Source organism: endosymbiont of Lamellibrachia barhami (assembly GCF_011947365.2).
Classification (GTDB): Bacteria; Pseudomonadota; Gammaproteobacteria; order Chromatiales; family Chromatiaceae; genus QGON01.
On sequence record NZ_JAAVSH020000001.1, the window covers coordinates 2,322,412 to 2,341,491 of the forward strand.

Here is a 19,080-nt window from a genome sequence, read left to right on the forward strand (position 1 = left end):
CAAGCTCACCGGCATCCTACGCCGCTACCGGTTGAGTCGCGCCCATTATGCAGAGGTTTGTCTACGGACAAATTCAATTCGCCCAGTCCGTATAGTCATCATGGCACCAGCACCAACTTACCTTGCAGGTGCCCGGCTTCGACTTGGCGATGCGCCTCCGCCGCCTCTGCCAGCGGCAAACGCCCGGCCACTTCGATGTGCAGACTGCCTGCGTCCACAAGCTCATCACAACGTTCCAGTATCTCACCGTGATGGGCGCGGGCTTCCGGCAGGTCACGCAGCAGCGGCGTCAACATCAGCGTGAAACCGATCCGCAGATTGCGATTGCGGGCCTCTTTCCACACCATATCCGCCCCTGGATCGAGCAGGGTCACCAGATCACCGTAGTGAGCCACCGCCGGAATAGAGCGGCGAAAGACCTCGGAACCCACGGTGTCCAGCACCACATCGGCGCCCCGCCCACCGGTCAGGTCGTTTACCGCCTCGACAAAATCTGTCTCTGGATAGAGAATGGCCTCATCCGCGCCAATGGATTTAACGAACGCCGCTTTCTGGGTCGTACTCACCGTGGTCAATACCCGCGCCCCGGCCTGTTTTGCCAACTGAATCGCCACATGGCCCACACCACCCGCACCGGCGTGGATCAATACCGTCTGCCCAACTGTGACGCGGGCGCGATCGAACAGCGCCTCCCAGGCAGTTATCAGCACCAGCGGCCCTGCTGCGGCCGTCGCGAAGTCGATGGAAGTGGGCTTTTTACGCACCACGGAGGAATCAACCAGCACAAACTCGGCATAGTTGCCCTGCACACCACCCAGACCACCACTGCAAAACCAGACCGCATCACCCGCCTTGAACCCACCGGCCTCAGCGCCCGTCTCCACCACCACACCGGCCCCATCACAGCCCAATACCGCCGGTAGTCCGGCAGGCAGAAAAACACCCCGGCTACGCAGCTTGGTATCGATGGGATTGACTCCCGCCGCCTCGATGCGGACCTTGAGCTGGGTCTCTGTAATCCGTTCAGGTTCCGGCAGATCCTGCAGGGAAAGCACCTCCGGCGGACCGGGTTCGTTCATCACCACCGCTTTCATGACGCCTTTTTCTCCAAGGGGGCCAACAGCGCATAGAGTATCCAGGCGAACCAGGAGACAAACAGCACCGCAAGCAGCCAAAACAACTTCTCCATACCAGAGGTTTTGTCAGAGCGCAGGATCAGCACAATCGGCAAAAACCAGATAAACAGGGCGATCAGCATGGCACCGACCCCCATTCCCAAAATCATCTGCATCAACTCAATTCCAATAAACCGTAGGCCTGATCAAGCGTAGCGGATCGGGCAAAATGTGTTATGAACAGATAATCCACGCCGGATCCGCTACGCTTGATCCGACCTACACTCCATTTCTGTTAGTTTAACGCCTCATGACCCCCCTTCAAGCCATCAAACAGCACCAATCGAATCTGCGGGCCTGCCGGCTCTGTCCTGATATGACCGGGCCGGTGGTCATCTGCCAGCCGGTCGTCTCTCCAATCATGCTGGTCGGCCAGGCGCCGGGCGACAGGGAAGGCCCCGCAGGAAAACCCTTTGCCTGGACCGCCGGAAAGACCCTGTTCAAATGGTTCGACGGCATTGGATTGGATGAAACGCAGTTTCGCAGCCGGATCTATATGACTGCAGTCTGCCGCTGCTTTCCCGGGAAAAATCCGAAAGGCGGTGACCGGGTACCAACCAGGATTGAGATAGCGAACTGCAGCCGCTGGATCGACGCGGAGTTCGGACTGCTCAAACCCCGGCTGCTGATCCCCGTCGGCAAACTGGCCATGACTCGTTTCATGAAGGTAGACAAACTGGTCGATATCGTCGGCAAAACCCATCAGATCGAAATCAATGGCCTGACCACGGACGTAATTCCCCTGCCCCACCCCTCCGGCCTCAACACCTGGTTCCGCACCGAACCCGGCAAGAGCCTGCTGCAACAGGCCATGTCACAAATAGGGGCGCATCGCGCCTGGCAGTCGATTGTCGGTGAATAATCGAAGCGGTTAATACCGTCTACCCTCTTTGGATATAGTGTAACCTCATCAATGATTTACAAAGGAGATTGTTATGTCAGAAGTCGGTCGTTTCACTATCCACCTGGAGCAGGAGGAGGGTTACGCCTTCAAGGTCAAATTCGATCTCAAAAAAGCAGAGGACATCCTGCTGGATGAACCCCCACCACTGGGCGAACGCAACGGTCCCAACGCATCCCGTCTGCTGGCCGCAGCTACTGCCAACTGCCTCAGCGCCAGCCTGATGTTCTGCCTGGCAAAAGAGGACGCTCCGGCACACAGCATCAAAGCTGAGGCCACCTGTACCATGGTGCGCAACGAGAAGAAGCGCCTGCGGGTGGGCGGCATCGAGGTCAAAATCACCATCGACGACGAACTGGCGGAATCCGCAAAACTGAAACGCTGCACGGATCTGTTCGAGGATTTCTGCATCGTCACCGCAAGTATTCGTGAGGGCATCCCGGTGGGCGTCCAGGTGGTGGACAAGGCGGGTCAGCTTCTGCACAAGGCAGAGTAGCCACGGGCCAATGTAGGCCGGATCAAGCGTAGCGGATCCGGCGCAACCCTACGCAGCCTCGATAAAGGCCTCGACCACCGCGCACCATGCCACAGCCAGATTCTCCAGGTTGTAGCCACCACCTCCCAGCGCCAACAGCCTGCCGTCACAGTGACGCTGCGCCAACCGGCGAAGACGTGATGCAGCATGGCGATGAGCAGCGCCTGAATAGCGCAGATCGGTAATGGGGTCACCCGCCAGGCTGTCGGCACCGCACTGGAAAAGGATGAAGTCGGGCTGCGCGCGATCCAAGAATGACTCGGCAACCTCCCACGTCTTGAAAAACTCCTTATCATCCGCCTTCGGCGGCATCGGGATATTGAGCTTGGTCCCCTTCGCCTCACCGCGCCCTGTCTCGGTCACCGAACCGGTACCGGGATAGAGATAGCGGCCATCTTCATGCAGGTCGACGAAGATGAGATCCGGGTCATCCTCGAACGCATAGAAGACCCCGTCACCATGGTGGGCATCTATGTCCACGTAGGCCACGCGCCTTATCCCATGAACCCGGCGCAGGGTCTCGATGGCGACCCCGCAATCGTTGAAGACACAGAAACCGGCGGCACTGTCACGACGTGCGTGATGCAGACCGGCTATGGGCACAAACGCCCGGCGGCAATTACCGGTGACGATATCGTCCACCGCCTTGAGCACCGTGCCCACGACCCGGGCAGATGCCTCCATCACGCCGGGAAAGGCTGGGGTATCACCCGCATCCAGCAGGCCCTGGCCGTCCACCGAGGCCCGCTCCACCCGATCGATATATTCGCTCGTATGAAATCTGGCGATCGCCTCCCGGTCAGCCAATACCGGCGCTTCCACAGCGCAGCGCGCCTCGAGTCCCCGCCGCCTGAACTCGTCGAAAAAGGCATCGTGACGGGAGGGGCCGAACGGGTGATCGGCGCCGAAGTTGTACTCCCCCAGTCGTCCTCCTGCGTAGATGGCGGTGTCTGACATGGGACCAGACTCTACGGGAGACAGACGCCGGTTCCACCCAGACCACAGTAACCCTGCGGGTTCTTGGCCAGATACTGCTGGTGGTAATCCTCGGTAAAATAGAACTCGGCGGCAGGTTGGATTTCGGTGGTGATCTCCGCGCCCCCGGCGGCGGTCAGCGCAGCCTGGAACAGCGCCCGCGTTTTTTCCGCCTCAGCCAACTGGGTCTTGCTGTAGGTATAGATGCCGGAGCGATACTGCGTCCCTGCATCATTGCCCTGGCGCATGCCCTGGGTCGGGTCGTGGGACTCCCAGAAATGCTTCAATAGTGTCTTGTAGCTCACCAGGGCCGGATCGAAAACCACCCGCACTACCTCATTGTGGCCTGTTTTGCCGGTGCAGACCTCGTCATAGGTCGGGTTCGGCGTGAACCCCGCGGCATAACCCACGGCGGTGGAATAGACCCCCGGCAACTCCCAGAAGCGCCGCTCCGCCCCCCAGAAACACCCCAAACCGAGCATGGCGAATTCCATCCCTTCCGGAAATGGGCCTGCCAGTGAATTGCCGTTAACAAAATGCTCCGACAACACGGCCATAGGCGTATCTCTGCCGGGCAGGGCCTCCGACGGCGTCGGCATCTCTCTCTTGCTGTCCAATCCGAACATGGGGCTCTCCCGGGATCTGTTAGGGCCCCGCATGACAAAAGCCGGGGTCGATTCAATTATAGATGATCAACCCGGCGGCCACCGCCAGTAACAACACCGTTATCCCCAGATAGAGCAGGGTCCGTTGACCCTGCTTGCCGGCCTTGCTCTGTGCGCTGTCGACCTCATCACTGAGTCGATGATCGATGAGTGCTTCAGCCGTTTCGATCGCCGTATGGTGCGCCACCTCCTGTGAGACCCGGGTGGCCGTTTCTGTTGCCAGCGCCTCCATGGAACCCTCCGTAACCATACGGATATGTTCGATCATGTCGTTCTTTTCCGGCACCTGCCCCAAGACCTCGCTGCGGAACGCTTCAAGCTGTTGAGTTATCTGTCCGGAGACCTGCTGCCACTGTTCACGAAAATGGGTCTCTATCACCTCAGCCACGATGGAGTCGTTAACCTGTCTGACGATACCTTCCAGCTCCCCGCTGACCTGTGTGGCGATCTCTTCACGCAGCTTGTCGACGTCGATCTCCAGCGGCCGTTCTGCCAGCCGCTTCTCCACAGCGGCCTCCGCCAGAGGCCCTATGACCTCCCCGGCCGCCTGCTGCGCCGCCTCCCTGGCAATCGTCCGCACCTCTTCCGCTGTAATGACAAATGCCGGAACAGCCGGTTTGGCGCCCGCTCCAGTGGACACCGCTGCAGGAACAGCCGCGCCTTCAACACCGTCGATGAGTTCGATTATCTCCTTGAGACGCTGTGTGGTCGGCGGCTTGGTAAGAATCCCCATCGCACCGTAAGATTGCGCGGCGGTTGCGTAGTCGGCCCCCTCGTTGGCGGTACACATAAAGATCGGCACCTTAGCCAGCCGCTGATCCTTTTTTATCGCAGCGATCGTCTCCAACCCATCCATGCCATCCATCTGATAATCGACAAATATGGCATCCGGCACCGTATCCTTGAGCAGTTCGAGGGCCTGTTCACCCGACTCGGCCATCACCACCTCATCAAAGCCGTGCCGGCTCAACAAACGACTGAGCACGATGCGCGCAGATTTGGAATCATCAATCAGAAAGGCTTGTCTCGCCACAATTCATTCTCCGTGAGGATAAGGAAGCGCCGAGATGCAAAAAACAGAGGGATTCGCCTACATCAACGCAACGTCTTATAATTGTCGGTTCCGTACCAAATTCTGAGTTCCCTGAATGGCCGATCCGCACAGACAAAATAGTACTCCGGAAATCGAATCGATTCTACGCCAGCGCATCCTCATTCTGGACGGCGCCATGGGCACTATGATTCAGCGCCACAAGCTCGATGAGGCCGACTACAGAGGCGAGCGTTTTGCCGACTGGCCGAGCGACCTGAAGGGAAATAACGACCTGCTGGTGCTGACCCGGCCAGCGGTGATCCAGGGCATCCACGAGGAGTATATGGAGGCGGGCGCCGATATCCTTGAGACCAATACCTTCGGCGCCAACCGGATCTCCATGGCCGATTACGGCATGGAGGCATTGGCTTACGAGATGAACGTTGCCGCGGCCCGACTGGCCCGCGCTGCGGCTGAAAAGCATACTACCGAAAACAAACCCCGTTTTGTCGCCGGGGTACTCGGCCCCACCAACCGCACCGCCTCCCTGTCACCGGACGTCAATGACCCCGGCGCGCGCAACATCACCTTCGATCAGTTGGTGGAGGCCTATGCCGAGGCGGCGCGAGGCCTGATCGAGGGCGGCGTGGACCTGCTGCTGATCGAGACCATCTTCGATACCCTCAACGCCAAGGCGGCGATCTTCGCCTGCGAGCAGGTCTTCGATGAGGACGGGATACGGCTGCCGATCATGATCTCCGGCACCATCACCGATGCCTCCGGCCGCACCCTCTCCGGCCAGACCACCGAGTCTTTCTACAACAGCCTGCGCCATGCCAAACCGATCTCCATCGGCCTCAACTGCGCCCTCGGCCCCGAACTGATGCGCCAGTACGTGGAGGAGATGTCACGCATCTCCGAGACATTCGTCTCCGCCCACCCCAATGCGGGCCTGCCCAACGAGTTCGGTGAATACGACCTCGACGCGGCCCACATGGCGGAGTATCTCAGCGAGTGGGCCGAGGCCGGTTTTCTCAATATCATCGGCGGCTGCTGCGGCACCTCACCACTGCACATCCGTGCGATTGCCGACGCGGTGGCGGGCAAGGCGCCGCGACAACGGCCGGAGATCCACCCCGAGTGCCGCCTATCCGGCCTGGAGCCGCTCAACATCGGGCCTGACTCGCTGTTCGTCAACGTGGGCGAAAGGGCCAACGTCACCGGCTCCGCCAAATTCAAGCGCCTGATCCTCAACGAAGAGTATGAAGAGGCGCTGGACATCTGCCGCGCCCAAGTGGAGAACGGCGCCCAGGTGGTGGACGTCAACATGGATGAGGCGATGCTCGATGGCATTGCCGCGATGCAGCGTTTTCTCAATCTCTGCGCCAGCGAGCCGGACATTTCAAAAGTGCCGGTGATGATCGACTCCTCCAAGTGGGAGATCATCGAGGCAGGGTTGAAGTGCGTGCAGGGCAAGTCCATCGTCAACTCCATCTCCATGAAAGAGGGGGTGGAGAAATTCAAGCAGCATGCCAGACTCTGCCGCCGCTACGGCGCGGCGATTATTCTGATGGCCTTCGACGAGACGGGTCAGGCCGACACCCAGGCGCGCAAGGTGGAGATCTGTACCCGCGCCTATCAGATTCTGACCGAAGAGGAGGGCTTCCCGGCGGAGGACATCATCTTCGACCCCAACATCTTCGCCGTCGCCACCGGCATCGAAGAGCACAACAACTACGGCGTCGACTTCATCGATGCAACCCGTGAGATAAAAGCGGCCTGCCCCCATGCGCTGATCTCCGGTGGCGTCTCCAACGTCTCCTTCTCCTTTCGCGGCAACAATCCGGTGCGCGAGGCGATCCACGCAGTCTTCCTCTACCACGCCATCAAGGCAGGCATGGACATGGGCATAGTCAACGCCGCCCAACTGGCGGTCTATGATGATCTGCCCACCGAGTTGCGCAACGCAGTGACAGACGTGGTGCTCAACAAAGATCCTGAGGCCGGTGACCGGCTGGTGGGGATCGCTCCCAACTACGCGGGCGTGGCCCACGTGGAGAAGAAGGAGGATCTGGAGTGGCGCTCCTGGCCTGTCAGCAAGCGGCTGGAGCACGCCCTGGTGAAGGGCATCACCGAGTATATCGACACGGATACCGAAGAGGCCCGCCAGGGTTTCGACAAATCCCTGGAGGTGATCGAAGGGCCGCTGATGGACGGCATGAACGTGGTCGGTGACCTGTTCGGCGCGGGCAAGATGTTCCTGCCCCAGGTGGTGAAATCAGCCCGGGTGATGAAAAAATCTGTGGCCTATCTGAACCCCTTCCTCGAAGCGGAAAAAGCAGAGTGCGGCGCTCGGGCTCAGGGCAAGATCTTGATGGCCACGGTGAAGGGCGACGTACACGACATCGGCAAGAACATCGTCGGCGTAGTATTGCAGTGTAATAACTACGAGGTGATCGACATCGGTGTAATGGTGCCCGCTGACACCATCCTCAAGGAGGCTCGGGAGCAGAACGTCGACATCATCGGTCTCTCGGGCCTGATCACCCCGTCCCTCGAGGAGATGGTCCACGTCGCCAAAGAGATGAAACGACTCGGCATGACACAACCCCTGCTGATCGGCGGCGCCACCACCTCCATCGCCCACACCGCAGTGAAGATCGAACCGGCCTGTGACCACCCGGTGGTCTACGTGCCGGACGCCAGCCGCGCAGTCGGCGTCGCCAGTAACCTGCTGTCGAGTAAGCAGCGGGACGACTATATAGCCAAAATCCGCGCTGAATACGAAGCAGTTCGCCAGCGCCGGGCGAATAAGAACGAGGCACGTAACCTGATCCCCATCGAACAGGCCCGCACCAATGCGACCCCAATCGACTGGTCCGTCTTCGAGCCGGTTGCACCCGCCAAATACGGTATTACAACCCTCAGCGACATCGACCTGAAGCAACTGATTCCCTATATCGACTGGACCTTCTTCTTCCACGCCTGGCAGATGAAGGGGCGTTACCCCCAGATCCTTGAGGATGCGGTCAAAGGCGAAGAGGCGCGCAAGCTCTTTGCCGACGCAGAGGCGATGCTGGCCAAGACCATCGACGAAAAGTGGCTGCAAGCCAATGCTGTTGTAGGGATCTTTCCCGCCAACGCCGTGGGCGATGACATAGAGGTGTATGCCGTACAGGGAAGTACCAATGCCGCGGGAGGCACGCCTCCAGGGATGGAGGTGGTAGAGTCGAGTCTGGAGCAGAGACCGAGGACGCCGGGAGCGGCTGCGGATGAATCCCGCGCACAAATCCTCACGACACTGCACAATCTGCGCAAACAGGGCAAACAGCCCAGCGGCAAGTACAACGAGTCACTGGCAGACTTTGTCGCACCCAAGGAGAGCGGCAAGCTCGATGCCATCGGCGGCTTTGCCTGCACAACCGGCATCGGCATCGACGAAAAGGTCGCCGAGTTCGAGGCCGATCACGACGACTACTCATCACTGATGCTGAAAGCACTGGCCGATCGTCTGGCCGAAGCCCTGGCCGAATGGCTGCACGAAAAGGTGCGTAAGGAGCTCTGGGGTTATTCGTCAGATGAGCAACTCAGCAACGCGGAGCGCATCGCAGAGAAGTACACCGGCATACGTCCGGCAATGGGTTATCCGGCAAGTCCGGACCACTCCGAGAAGGATCTTCTCTGGACACTGTTGGATGCGGAGAGGAACACCGGCATCTGGCTCACGGAATCCAAGGCGATGGTGCCCACCGCCGCAGTCAGCGGTCTCTATTTCGCCCACCCGGAGGCCCGCTACTTTGCCGTCGGCAAACTCAACAAAGATCAGGTGGCGGACTATGCCGAACGCAAAGGCATGGATCTGAAAGAAGCGGAAAAGTGGCTGGCGCCCAATCTGGCCTATGAGCCGGAAGTGTAAAACAGAGGGCTTGGGGCCGCTTCTCATTACTGCAAGGCTCAGGTATGCCAGGGTAGGCAATCTGTCTATATCTTCAGCATTGAGCCCTATCTCTACCCCAATCTCAATGTTTTCCAGGTCATGGAAAACATCTGTTTTTTCAGCTTTCTTATTGCGTTACACATATCTTGGCCTGCCAAATAAACATATTAATAAAATAAGGGTAGGGTTTTTTTTCCGCAATGGTAGTAGTTCTGCCCAAGGTCAAATCTCGTCTGTTTTGTAAGGTTGTTTGTAGATTATCGGCAACAGTCAAATAAGCCAATAATCACAATATAACTAAATAATGATTCTGGGGAGGAAACATGACCATAGGCACAAGCAACATGCTTCAACGTATTTCCCTAACGGGCTTAATACTAATAAGCGGCGTTTTGACAATACCTAAAGAAGCCTCGGCCGTTCCGGCCTTTGCACGACAAACGAGCATGCCCTGTACCGCATGCCACTTTCAACATTTTCCCGCGCTCAATACCTTTGGTCGCGCTTTCCGTGCTGGCGGCTACACCATGACAGGCGGCCAAGGGCTGATTGAGAGTGACGATCTCTCCATGCCTGCAACACTCAATGCCTCAGTCATCGCAAAGCTCCGTTATGTCAAAACCAACGGAAACTCAGATCAAGGAACAGACCGGGGAGAAATTCAGTGGCCTGATGAAGCCGCACTGCTTATCGGCGGACGATTGGCTGCCAAGGCGGGATTCCTCATGGAACTTGGCCTTGTCAGTGGCGTTGAAGATGACACCGCCAACGCTTTCCTGTCGACAAAGGTTCACTTCAATGTTGCACAAGTAGGCAACACTCAACTCAGCGCCATCCCCTTTTCCACGGATGGCCTGGGCTCTGGTTACGGCTTTGAGCTTCTCAATACCGGCGCTCAGCGCTCCCAGCGCCCCATCGAAGATCGCAAGGGATTCAGTGCTGCCCAGGCACTTGGGCTTGCAAGCGGGGCCGCCACCGGTCTCGCCTTGGTGGCTTCCAGCAACAACTACTTCCTCAACTACTCGCCTTGGGTTCCTGGATGGGGTGGTACCGATATGGAGGTCGCACCATCCGGACTCGCCCACTACTTCAGGGCTGCCTATACGCCATTTATCGGAAGTTGGGACACCGGTTTTGGCGTTCAATACTGGACCGGCGATGCCGAAGTGGCAGATGGTCCTGTCGACAAGATCATAGCTACAGATGGTTGGGTCATCGACGGGCAGGCACAGGGCAATGTGGGTGGCATGCCGTTGGGAATCTATGCAAGTTACGGCGAGTGCTCGCATGATGCTGACCATTTTGTCGGTAATTGCAGTAATGCCAATAACGCGGATTCCTTTGCTATTCTGGGACAACTCGGGTTGATACCCAACAAGGTTGATATCTATGCCGCCTACCGCATGCTGGACGATGGATCGACTACCGATTCAGAATTCAACTCGGTCACGCTTGGTGCAAACTACATGTTCGCTCAGAATGTTCGACTTGAATTCTACTACGTAACAGAAGACGGTTCCGGCGTGGATGCGCGAGCCGATGGTCACGACAACAAGTTTACTCTGCAACTGTTTGCGGGTTTCTGAGGGTTAACCTCATTTGTTCGATCAGCCACCACACGTGCTAGTCACAAATAATGTTGCAGGAGTTAGAGATGATAAAACGACATACGGTAATACTGGCATCGGCACTACTTGCCGGTGCGATTTTCACTTCGCCCGTTTTTTCCGCCTCATCCAAGGCGTATGAGGGAAATCAATTATTCAACACGACCTGTTTTCTTTGCCACGGAAAAAGCGGCAAAGGGGATGGCCCGCTGGCAGGGAAACTGGACACGCCTGTCACGGATCTTACCAACGGAGGCCATGTCAGCCAATTGTCGGATAGAGAGTTATTCCGAATCATTCAGGGGACCATGGCCCACGGAACGGTCAATAAGAGCATGCCAAGATGGGGTTTGGCGATATCCGAACCGCAGATACACTCTCTGGTTGCCTATATTCGGTTTCTTCACCGATCAAAACACGAGCTTGCAGGCGATCCGGAGCTTGGAAAAAAGGTGTACCAAAAAAATTGCGCAACCTGCCATGGGAGAGACGGCAAAGGGGATGGCGCTTTGACCAATGTCATTACAATGTCACCCGCAGATCACACTGATGGGGTTACGATGAACCAAATCAGTAACGAACAGATGCGCAAAAACATCACCATTGGAAGCACAGGAAAGGGTTTGATGCCTGGCTGGAAAGACTTGTTATCTGATGCAGAGATTGACGGACTCATCAGTTACATCAGGTTGCTATCCAACCATTAACTTACAACTTTACGGCACATTGCCACGTCCCGTTTACCCAACCGGTAAGCGGGACGTTTTACTATTGTCCTCACAGTTCATTCAGAATGCGATTACGGATTGTTTGATACTCTTTCTCGGAAACAAGACCTTCCTCATACAGGTCGTTCAGGTGTATAAGACGCTCTTTACTTGTCTTCGGTACAACCTGCTCTACAGCTTGCGCGGCTTGAGTCTGAGAAGCCTTGGCTGCCTCTGAGGAGACTTCTTTTTCCACTGGCGCAGCAACCGGCGAGGCAGCAACGGCAGAAGCAGAAGCAGAAGCAGTGCCTTTTGACTGGACTTTCATAGGCTCGCCACACTTTAACTTGGCATCAACTCCACGACTGATAACCCGTCCGCTTACACGCTGAGAGAGTGGCTCGCATCCATCCATTTCCAGCTGAATGATTCCGTAGAGTGCTATCTTTTCCGGATCGTAGACCAGCGGAAACACATCCTGCTGCTTCACATCGACCGGCGTATTCCCCATCGATTTACCCATGACATAAACCGCTGCACCTGAAGGCTCGGAACGAACCGGTATCGTGTCAGTATTCGGAACAATCAGTGAACTGCCGCATCCCTGCAACAGCATTGCTGAGAAAAGAATAGAATATTTTTTGAACATATCACTGACTCCACGTAGTTTTTCTTGTGTCCGATACCATGAATTATTCAAGGCAGGCGATTAAGCCAGACTTCGTCCTCACAACCAATTTGTACCAGCTCCCGATTAAAAAATCGACGTTGGCTTCTCACATCGCGTGACATAGATCATACCAACATCCCGTATCTTTGGGGACGATATATGGGAACCCTATTGAACCGGTTTTTCGAACTAACGGGGAGAATGAGACATCTCTACCTGGCCGAAATGACGTAATCACTTTTGCAAAACAACTTTAGAACGCCTCCACCCTGGAAGTGGTTTTCCATGACAAGAACTCTCCGGCTCACTCTCTTGTTACTGCTCGGCAGCCTGCTCGTCAGCCCTGCCTATTGCCTGCCGTCACTGCAGCTTTTTATTGACCTGACACCGCTCGGCACCACCCTGCGGCCGCCCGCAGGCACCTATCGCGGCCCTATCATCATTTCACGTCAGATCACCCTCGACGGGCAGGGAGTGGTCACCATCGACGGGGGCGGCAAGGGCACAGTCCTCACCGTAAAGGCCGATAATACGGTTATCCGGGGACTGCATCTCACCAACTCCGGGGAGTCCCACAATGCCCTCGATGCAGGTCTGCAGCTTAACGCGAATAATGTGACATTCGAACAAAACACCCTCGACAATGTGCTGTTCGGCATCAACATCCATCAGGGCAACGACAACACCATTCGGGGCAACCGAATCTCCTCCAAACCTGTCGTATCCAGTCTGCGCGGTGAAGGAATACGATTATGGTACAGCCGCAACAATCATATTGAAGAGAATGAGATTATCGGCGTGCGTGACCTGCTTCTGACCAACTCTGCCGATAACCACATCATCGGCAACAGACTACAGAACAATCGCATCAGTATGGAGTTCATCTTCTCACCAGGGAATGAGATACGGGGCAACCATATCGGCAACAATGACACCGGCATCGTCGCCATCTATTCAGATGAACTGGATATCCGGGACAACCGCATCGAACACATACGCAACACCGGCAGCTCAGCACTTGCCATCAAGGAGAGCTCCCAAGTCGCCATCGTCAACAATGAGATCGTGCACAATGCCGTGGGACTGACGGCAAACTCACCGATTCACCCGGAGAACATCCTCTATATACGTAACAACCACTTCACCTACAACAACATCGCCATCTATTTCTACGGCGAGAAGGGCGGCCACATCATCCATAACAATCATTTCGACAATAACCTGATGTCCGTTGCGGTGAGCGCGCCAATCAGTGCTCGTTATAACGATTGGCGCAACAACCATTGGGATAACTATGAAGGTTTCGACTTGGACGGGAACCACATTGGAGATCTGCCGCACGACATCTATCTCTACGCCGACCGTATCTGGATGGATCGGCCAACAACGCAGTTTTTCCGCAGCACACCCACTATGGAGTTCATCGATTTCATAGAACGCCTCGCCCCCTTCTCCGATCCCGAACTGATTCTCAGCGACCCGGCCCCCCCGCATACACTGACATGTGCGGCCGCCTATGCCGGGGCTATACTGTGCCTATCTATCCGGACAAGCATTGAAGGCGTTTCATGCAACACAAGGACCAGCCAGATCAAAAACTCTGCATCGCATGCAAAGAGCCGATCCACGAAAACGCCTCTCTCTGCCCCCACTGCGCCACTCCGCAGCACCAGAGCAAATGGCACTATTTCACTCTCTCCCTGAAGTGGATCGGTGGCTTTACCGCCATCCTCTCGCTGGTGATCGTTGCCAACCAGACTCAGGATCTTCTCGGCCAGTGGAAAAATACCCAGGAGACCGTCAATGAGCGGGTGGAGGGGGCGAAACTACAGCGGGAGATAGGCGACTTAAACGGCGCATTCCAGCAGTTGAAGCAGGCGCTTGAACTCGATCCTTCATCCAGCGAAGCGCGCAAGTTTGAAGTTGAGCTGGCGATGGAGCAGTTGCGCAGAGTCATGGTGATCGACGTGCGTCACTCCCATCGCGATCAATACCAGTCCATACAGGAGAACCAACTCGGCCTGGTGCTCTACCGTGGAGCCGTCTCCGCCGCGGACGAAGAGCGGGCAACCATCATGGCCCATCTCGGCTGGCTCGATATACTCAGACATCGCAATGGCATCGAAGGCCTGAATATTGACCTCCATTTCAGCAAGGCGCTGAAACTGGATCCAAACAACCTCTACGCGAACGTCATGTGGGGGAGTTGGATCCCCAACCGATATAATCCGAGCAAAGATACAGAGGACAAAGTAGCGCTCTCACGAAAACACTTCGCCAGAGCTTTGCAGCATAAAGAACAGCGTCGCTATGTACGCAGGCTCCAGAGACAGGCCTACAGAGACCATCCGTTGGAGCTGTTACGCATCGGCTATGAGATGTACAGATCTGGTGAGCTTCCCGCGCTCCAGCCCTATCCCACCCGCCCCTTCGTTGACTTGATCTCCCAAGCCCACCAGCGGCAGCGCAGTTGGGATGCACTCACCCAGCAGTTTTCACTGGAGGAACTGCTCGCACTCACCGCGTGGCTGCTGGTGGAATATCCCGACCTGGAGAGTGAAAGCGGCGTCTATGCCAACGAGCAGAGGAAAGAGGCGCTCTACTACGCCAAAGGCAAGATCCTTGTCGAAATGGGGAAGGATAAAAATGCACTGGATGCCTTCCTGAAATCCCAGAGCCTATTCATCGAACGGATCAAATTCACCAGCTCCCGCTATGCGGAGAAAGAACTGCAGAACTCCATCAATCCCCAACTCGAGGCGCTGGCGAAGAGACTGGACATCCCCCTAAAACCCGCCCTGGTCTCCTACGGGGGATATGCAAACGGCGGCGCCATGACCGCCGGACTGGAGAATGGCGACTTGATCCTTTTCTTTAACGGGGCCCCCCTGCACTCGCAATCGCGACTCCCCGAAAGAGGCAGCGACCCGACAACCGCTTCGATCGAGGTATTGCGATCAGGAAAGCTGCTGACGATCGAATTTCAGGCCAACCGCCACGGCATCAACAGCCGGCAGATCCTTGTGCCTGCAGCGCTATGGGACAGGGAAACGACCGAGATGCAGCGACAGCAGCTGCACCAAACCTGGATCAACCCGCATGAGACTATTCCCCTTGACGCAGGATGAGGGTTTTGCCTTTCTGCACCAGTTCGAGATGTTTTAGAAAACTCATCCCCAGCAGCACTTCATCGCCCACCATACCGGGCATGATGGTGGCACGCACATCCTGTCGGATTATGGAACCGAGCTGCACCCGATCCAGCCGGGTCAACCAGGTTCTGACCCGGCCGTTTGCGGTCAAACTGATCGACTGGGCGCCACGTTTGAGTGCGAGGCGCTCTGCCAGCGAGGCGGATACCGCGACATTGGTGGCGCCCGTATCAAGCAGGAAAATTACCGGGGCGCCGTTGATGAAGCCGGGGGCGACATAGTGTCCGGCCCGGTTGCGCAACAGGGTGATCTCTTTGGGACCGGATTCCGTTGAGGAGTTCACCAGGTCCCGGTTTGGATTGGACTGCTGTTCCAGCAGATTGGAGAAGAACATGGCCAACAGGCCAAGCAGCAACGCCCAGGCGGCAAAGATCATCCAGCGACCCATTTTTTCACCTGGACGCCTTGGACCTCTGCCTGGTTGCAGTGATGGTCTTTTCATCAACAGTTAGACTCTCCAACAAACGCGATGCCGGATCCGCTGCGCTTGATCCGGCCTACATTTGTCAACTTGTGTAGGATGTGGTGAAAGAATGAACCGCATCATTAGCGGCCGATGGGTTCGCAAGCTCACCACATCCTACAAGTTCCTTCAGACACAAAAAAGCCGGAGCCGAACCCGACCCCGGCCCTTTTATTCCCAGCTCAATCAGCCGCGATGACCACGCCTCTGACCTTTATTATCCCGCAACTGCTTCGAAAAGTGCTGCCGATAGTAGGCAAGAGCGCTGGTGCCGTTGGCGGAGACATCAAACACCTTCCAGCCGTCTTCAGCATGATAGAAACGAAAATCTATCTTCGCTGGGTAACCGCCGGAGTTGAGGATGCCGACGCTCACCTTCACCTCGTTTCGTCCCGCGCGGCGGGGACGATAGAAGCGCACATCCTGGTCTTCGTAGCTGCTGAGGCGTTTGGTCAGCGTGCCCAGCAGCATCTCTTTCACCTGCTGGCTCATAGCCTGACGCTGACCCCCACTCATGTTGCGGTAGGCCGGTCCGGCCGCCCACTGCGCCATATAGTCAAAATCGAAATTGGGCGCGATTACAGTTTCGAGAAACGCCGTGATCTGCATGGGGTTGCGCTGTTCCTTGGTGCGCAGAAACTTCAGCAGCTGGGTCAAACCCTCGCGTATGATCGTATCCGGGCCGACTTCCTGCTGCTGTTGGGACTGTGGATAACCATAACCCGGCATGGCGTGTGCCTGCACAGCGCCGAAAAGCATCATTGCGCATACTGCAACCAGTCTTAACTTCATAATTTCCTCCAGTGGTCAAAATAACTCCGACCCTCTTTGTGGCCGTTGTCTGTACACTTTCAAGCGTGTGCTGGGAGGTTGCCTACGCGCTCGAAGAAAATCAAGCTGTATCAGCTCGTTATTCTTTTATAAATATCTGAAACTTTGAGGGGGAGTTTCTCCACGTCCTTTACTACAGCATAGTTTGCCGCCCCGTACATATGGGGCAGATAGTCCTGCCCTTCCTCATCGATGGTGATGCAGAAGGCATGGATACCGTCACGATGGGCTTCGTAGAGGGCCTGTCGCGTATCCTCAACACCGTACTCTCCACGATACGGGTCGGGATAGTCCTCCGGTTTTCCGTCGGACAGGGTTATCAGCAGCTTGGTGCGCGCCTCAACCTCTCTCAGCAACTGGCTGAGGTGGCGGATCGCCGCCCCCATGCGAGTGTAGTCCCCCGCCTCTATACCGCTGATCCTCGCCTTTACCTCATCGTCGTAAGGTTCATCGAAGGTCTTGATCCGATAGATTTCGCAACGCTTGCGGCTCGAACCGGTGAAGCCATAGATGGCATAGCGGTCACCAAGGGTCTCCAGGGCCTCCGCCATCAGCACCAACGCCTCTCGCTCCGCCTCATTGATCCATCCCTTGGTGGAACCCGACATATCCACCATGAATATGACCGCGATATTGCGCTCGTCCCGGTGCATGCGGGTAAACAGCCGGTCACTCATCTCCAACCCGACATGCATATCCGCCCAGGCCTCCACAAAGGCATCGATATCCACGCCGTCACCGTAGACCTGGCGTTTCAGCAGCCGGTCCTCGTCCCGCATCGCCTCGAAGGTCTTACGCAGATTACCCAGCAACCGCCGGTACTTGGTCACCACCCGGCCGGCAAATCCATCGTAAGAGGGTTTGGCCGGCAACTCGCGCACCACGCACCAATCCTTGCGATAGTGTTTGCGGCGAAAATCCCACTCCTGGTAGAGAAACGCGCCCTCCTCATGGTAGGTGCCGCCCCAGACATCTTCAGGATCGAGCCGCTGCTCCGCATAATCCTTCAGCTCGTATTCACCGGCTCCCGCCGGGACGAGATATTCATCGGGGATATCGCCGAGATCCTGCAGGATCGAGGTCATGGTGCCCTTCACATCGTCCGGGATGGGGATGGACTTGCCGTCCAGCATGAGTTCGATCTGAAACCCCTCCGGCACCGACATATCAGGCTTCTTGTCCACCTCAAACTTTCCAGGCGGGGCCTCTTCATCTTCCCGCCCCTCCTTCAGTTCATCCTCGATCAGCTTCAGGGCCACCCGCAGTTGTGCCTGCTCGCGCTGCAGGCGTTTATCCAAAACAGCCGTCACTTCTGCGGGTTTCAGGCGCCCCCGGTAACAGCTGGATGCAGGTAACCGGCTACCGATGACTTTGTCGACCAACCGCAGGGAATCCGCTGCGCTGGCCTCCCGCCGGGTCAGCTCGGCGGTCACTGATGACCAGCCATCCGGCACATCCGCATCACCAAGCTTATCCCGCAGTTCACCCATCTCCCGAAACAGGCCGGGCAGTTCACGAGCGATACAGGTGTCGAGACGCACCGACTCGAGTGCATGAAAACAGCGCAGCGCCAGATCGGGCGTAGGATGTGCTGCGATGTATTGTTCGAGATCGACCCTGAAGGTGCCGAAACGGGCCTGCGCCCAAAGGTGCGCCACTGCAGATTTGTAGAGCTTGAAGTTGTCCTGCTTGTCGGGCAGATGGGCCATCACAGCCGGTAGAAAGATCACTTCACTGTCGGTAAAAGTGTGGTCGCCCTGCTCAACCTTCAGTTTGCGCCCGGAGAGGCCCTGGACAAAGGGCAGCAACACCCCCACCTCCTCTTCGAAAACACAGCCGGATGCCCGCTCCCGCCCCTGGCGCACGAAGAGATCGATCTCCCGAATCACCTTCAGGCCGGGATAGAGGCCGGAGCGGTCGTAGATATCCATGGCATGCAACACCCAGGCCTCGATCATGTGCTCATCCATCAGACTCAAGGCGCGGCTGGACTGCTCGACAAACTGGAAGGCGATCTCGACATGCGTGCTGGCGATGCGCTGTGTCCAGTCGAGTACAAAGGCCTGTTCACCCGCAGACATCAGCGCGAGGGCAGCGGCGAGAACACCGGTATTACGGAAGGTAAATTCCACCTCGAACCAGTCGTCCAGGAGGGGTTGGATTTGGTCAGCGGTTAGTTGGGGCAGTTTTGGCATAGGTTGGGGGCTAAAGGCTAAAGGCTAAAGGTGGCCGTGCCAAGGGAGATGCCGAGTTATGCCGCCTGATGTGTCGTAGTCGTAGGCCGGTTCAAGCGTAGCGGAACCGGCAACCTAAATCGTTCTGCCAAAGCCTGGATGCCCGATCCGCTACGCTTGATCGGGCCTACATGC

Annotated in this window: 15 protein-coding genes; 6 read left to right on the plus strand and 9 right to left on the minus strand. The window is 56.8% G+C overall.

From position 1 onward, the window contains the following. Positions 1-98 precede the first annotated feature (98 nt). A complete protein-coding gene (locus G9Q73_RS10485; RefSeq protein ID WP_177419744.1) occupies positions 99-1,094 on the minus strand; it encodes a zinc-dependent alcohol dehydrogenase family protein in 996 nt (331 codons plus the stop codon). Beyond that, complete coding sequence (locus G9Q73_RS10490) at positions 1,091-1,291, minus strand: hypothetical protein (RefSeq protein WP_246345177.1); 201 nt, start codon at positions 1,289-1,291, stop codon at positions 1,091-1,093. Before G9Q73_RS10490 ends, G9Q73_RS10485 begins: the two co-directional genes overlap by 4 nt. 134 nt (positions 1,292-1,425) lie before the next feature. On the opposite strand from G9Q73_RS10490, the gene G9Q73_RS10495 reads away from it, so the two are divergent. Further along, positions 1,426-2,037 (plus strand): uracil-DNA glycosylase family protein, encoded by a 612-nt coding sequence (locus G9Q73_RS10495; RefSeq protein WP_246345179.1) that lies wholly within the window; start codon positions 1,426-1,428, stop codon positions 2,035-2,037. 73 nt (positions 2,038-2,110) lie between these two features. Next, complete coding sequence (locus tag G9Q73_RS10500) at positions 2,111-2,572, plus strand: OsmC family protein (RefSeq protein ID WP_177419745.1); 462 nt, start codon at positions 2,111-2,113, stop codon at positions 2,570-2,572. 48 nt (positions 2,573-2,620) lie between these two features. Here the strand turns inward: G9Q73_RS10500 and G9Q73_RS10505 are convergent, their stop codons facing one another. Genes G9Q73_RS10505 through G9Q73_RS10515 form a run of 3 tightly spaced genes read right to left on the minus strand, consistent with a single transcriptional unit; the run spans position 2,621 to position 5,284 of the window. Next, positions 2,621-3,568: an acetoin utilization protein AcuC gene (locus G9Q73_RS10505; RefSeq protein ID WP_177419746.1), complete on the minus strand. Its 948-nt coding sequence runs from the start codon at positions 3,566-3,568 to the stop codon at positions 2,621-2,623. Positions 3,569-3,579: 11 nt separating this feature from the next. Then, the gene (gene msrA, locus G9Q73_RS10510) at positions 3,580-4,212 is read right to left on the minus strand and encodes a peptide-methionine (S)-S-oxide reductase MsrA (RefSeq protein ID WP_177419747.1); all 633 of its coding nucleotides are present in this window, start codon (positions 4,210-4,212) and stop codon (positions 3,580-3,582) included. Positions 4,213-4,264: 52 nt separating this feature from the next. After that, positions 4,265-5,284 (minus strand): response regulator, encoded by a 1,020-nt coding sequence (locus tag G9Q73_RS10515; RefSeq protein WP_369408875.1) that lies wholly within the window; start codon positions 5,282-5,284, stop codon positions 4,265-4,267. Positions 5,285-5,399: 115 nt separating this feature from the next. Between G9Q73_RS10515 and metH the strand changes: the two genes are divergently transcribed. The 3 genes from metH (at position 5,400) to G9Q73_RS10530 (ending at position 11,535) form a co-directional block, all read left to right on the plus strand. Beyond that, positions 5,400-9,200 carry a methionine synthase gene (gene metH, locus G9Q73_RS10520; protein ID WP_177419748.1) on the plus strand — a complete coding sequence of 1,267 codons (3,801 nt, stop codon included), beginning with the start codon at positions 5,400-5,402 and terminating at the stop codon, positions 9,198-9,200. Positions 9,201-9,667: 467 nt separating this feature from the next. Continuing rightward, entirely contained in the window at positions 9,668-10,807 is a 1,140-nt protein-coding gene (locus G9Q73_RS10525) for a hypothetical protein (RefSeq protein WP_177419749.1), read from the plus strand. Positions 10,808-10,875: 68 nt separating this feature from the next. Next, the gene (locus G9Q73_RS10530) at positions 10,876-11,535 is read left to right on the plus strand and encodes a c-type cytochrome (protein WP_177419750.1); all 660 of its coding nucleotides are present in this window, start codon (positions 10,876-10,878) and stop codon (positions 11,533-11,535) included. Positions 11,536-11,605: 70 nt separating this feature from the next. Here the strand turns inward: G9Q73_RS10530 and G9Q73_RS10535 are convergent, their stop codons facing one another. Then, a complete protein-coding gene (locus tag G9Q73_RS10535) occupies positions 11,606-12,184 on the minus strand; it encodes a PEGA domain-containing protein (protein WP_177419751.1) in 579 nt (192 codons plus the stop codon). Positions 12,185-12,490: 306 nt separating this feature from the next. Between G9Q73_RS10535 and nosD the strand changes: the two genes are divergently transcribed. Next, positions 12,491-13,909, plus strand: a complete 1,419-nt coding sequence (gene nosD, locus G9Q73_RS10540; protein WP_177419752.1) for a nitrous oxide reductase family maturation protein NosD — start codon at positions 12,491-12,493, stop codon at positions 13,907-13,909. A 1,401-nt stretch (positions 13,910-15,310) separates the two neighbouring features. Here the strand turns inward: nosD and G9Q73_RS10545 are convergent. From G9Q73_RS10545 to G9Q73_RS10555, 3 genes are all read right to left on the minus strand, one after another. After that, on the minus strand, positions 15,311-15,805 hold the full coding sequence (locus tag G9Q73_RS10545) for a retropepsin-like aspartic protease family protein (protein ID WP_246345181.1): 495 nt from the start codon (positions 15,803-15,805) through the stop codon (positions 15,311-15,313). A gap of 261 nt (positions 15,806-16,066) precedes the next feature. Next, positions 16,067-16,672, minus strand: coding sequence for an MlaC/ttg2D family ABC transporter substrate-binding protein (locus tag G9Q73_RS10550; protein ID WP_177419753.1), 606 nt, complete (start codon positions 16,670-16,672; stop codon positions 16,067-16,069). Positions 16,673-16,782: 110 nt separating this feature from the next. Next, positions 16,783-18,906, minus strand: a complete 2,124-nt coding sequence (locus G9Q73_RS10555) for a nitric oxide reductase activation protein NorD (RefSeq protein ID WP_177419754.1) — start codon at positions 18,904-18,906, stop codon at positions 16,783-16,785. Positions 18,907-19,080: the final 174 nt, after the last annotated feature.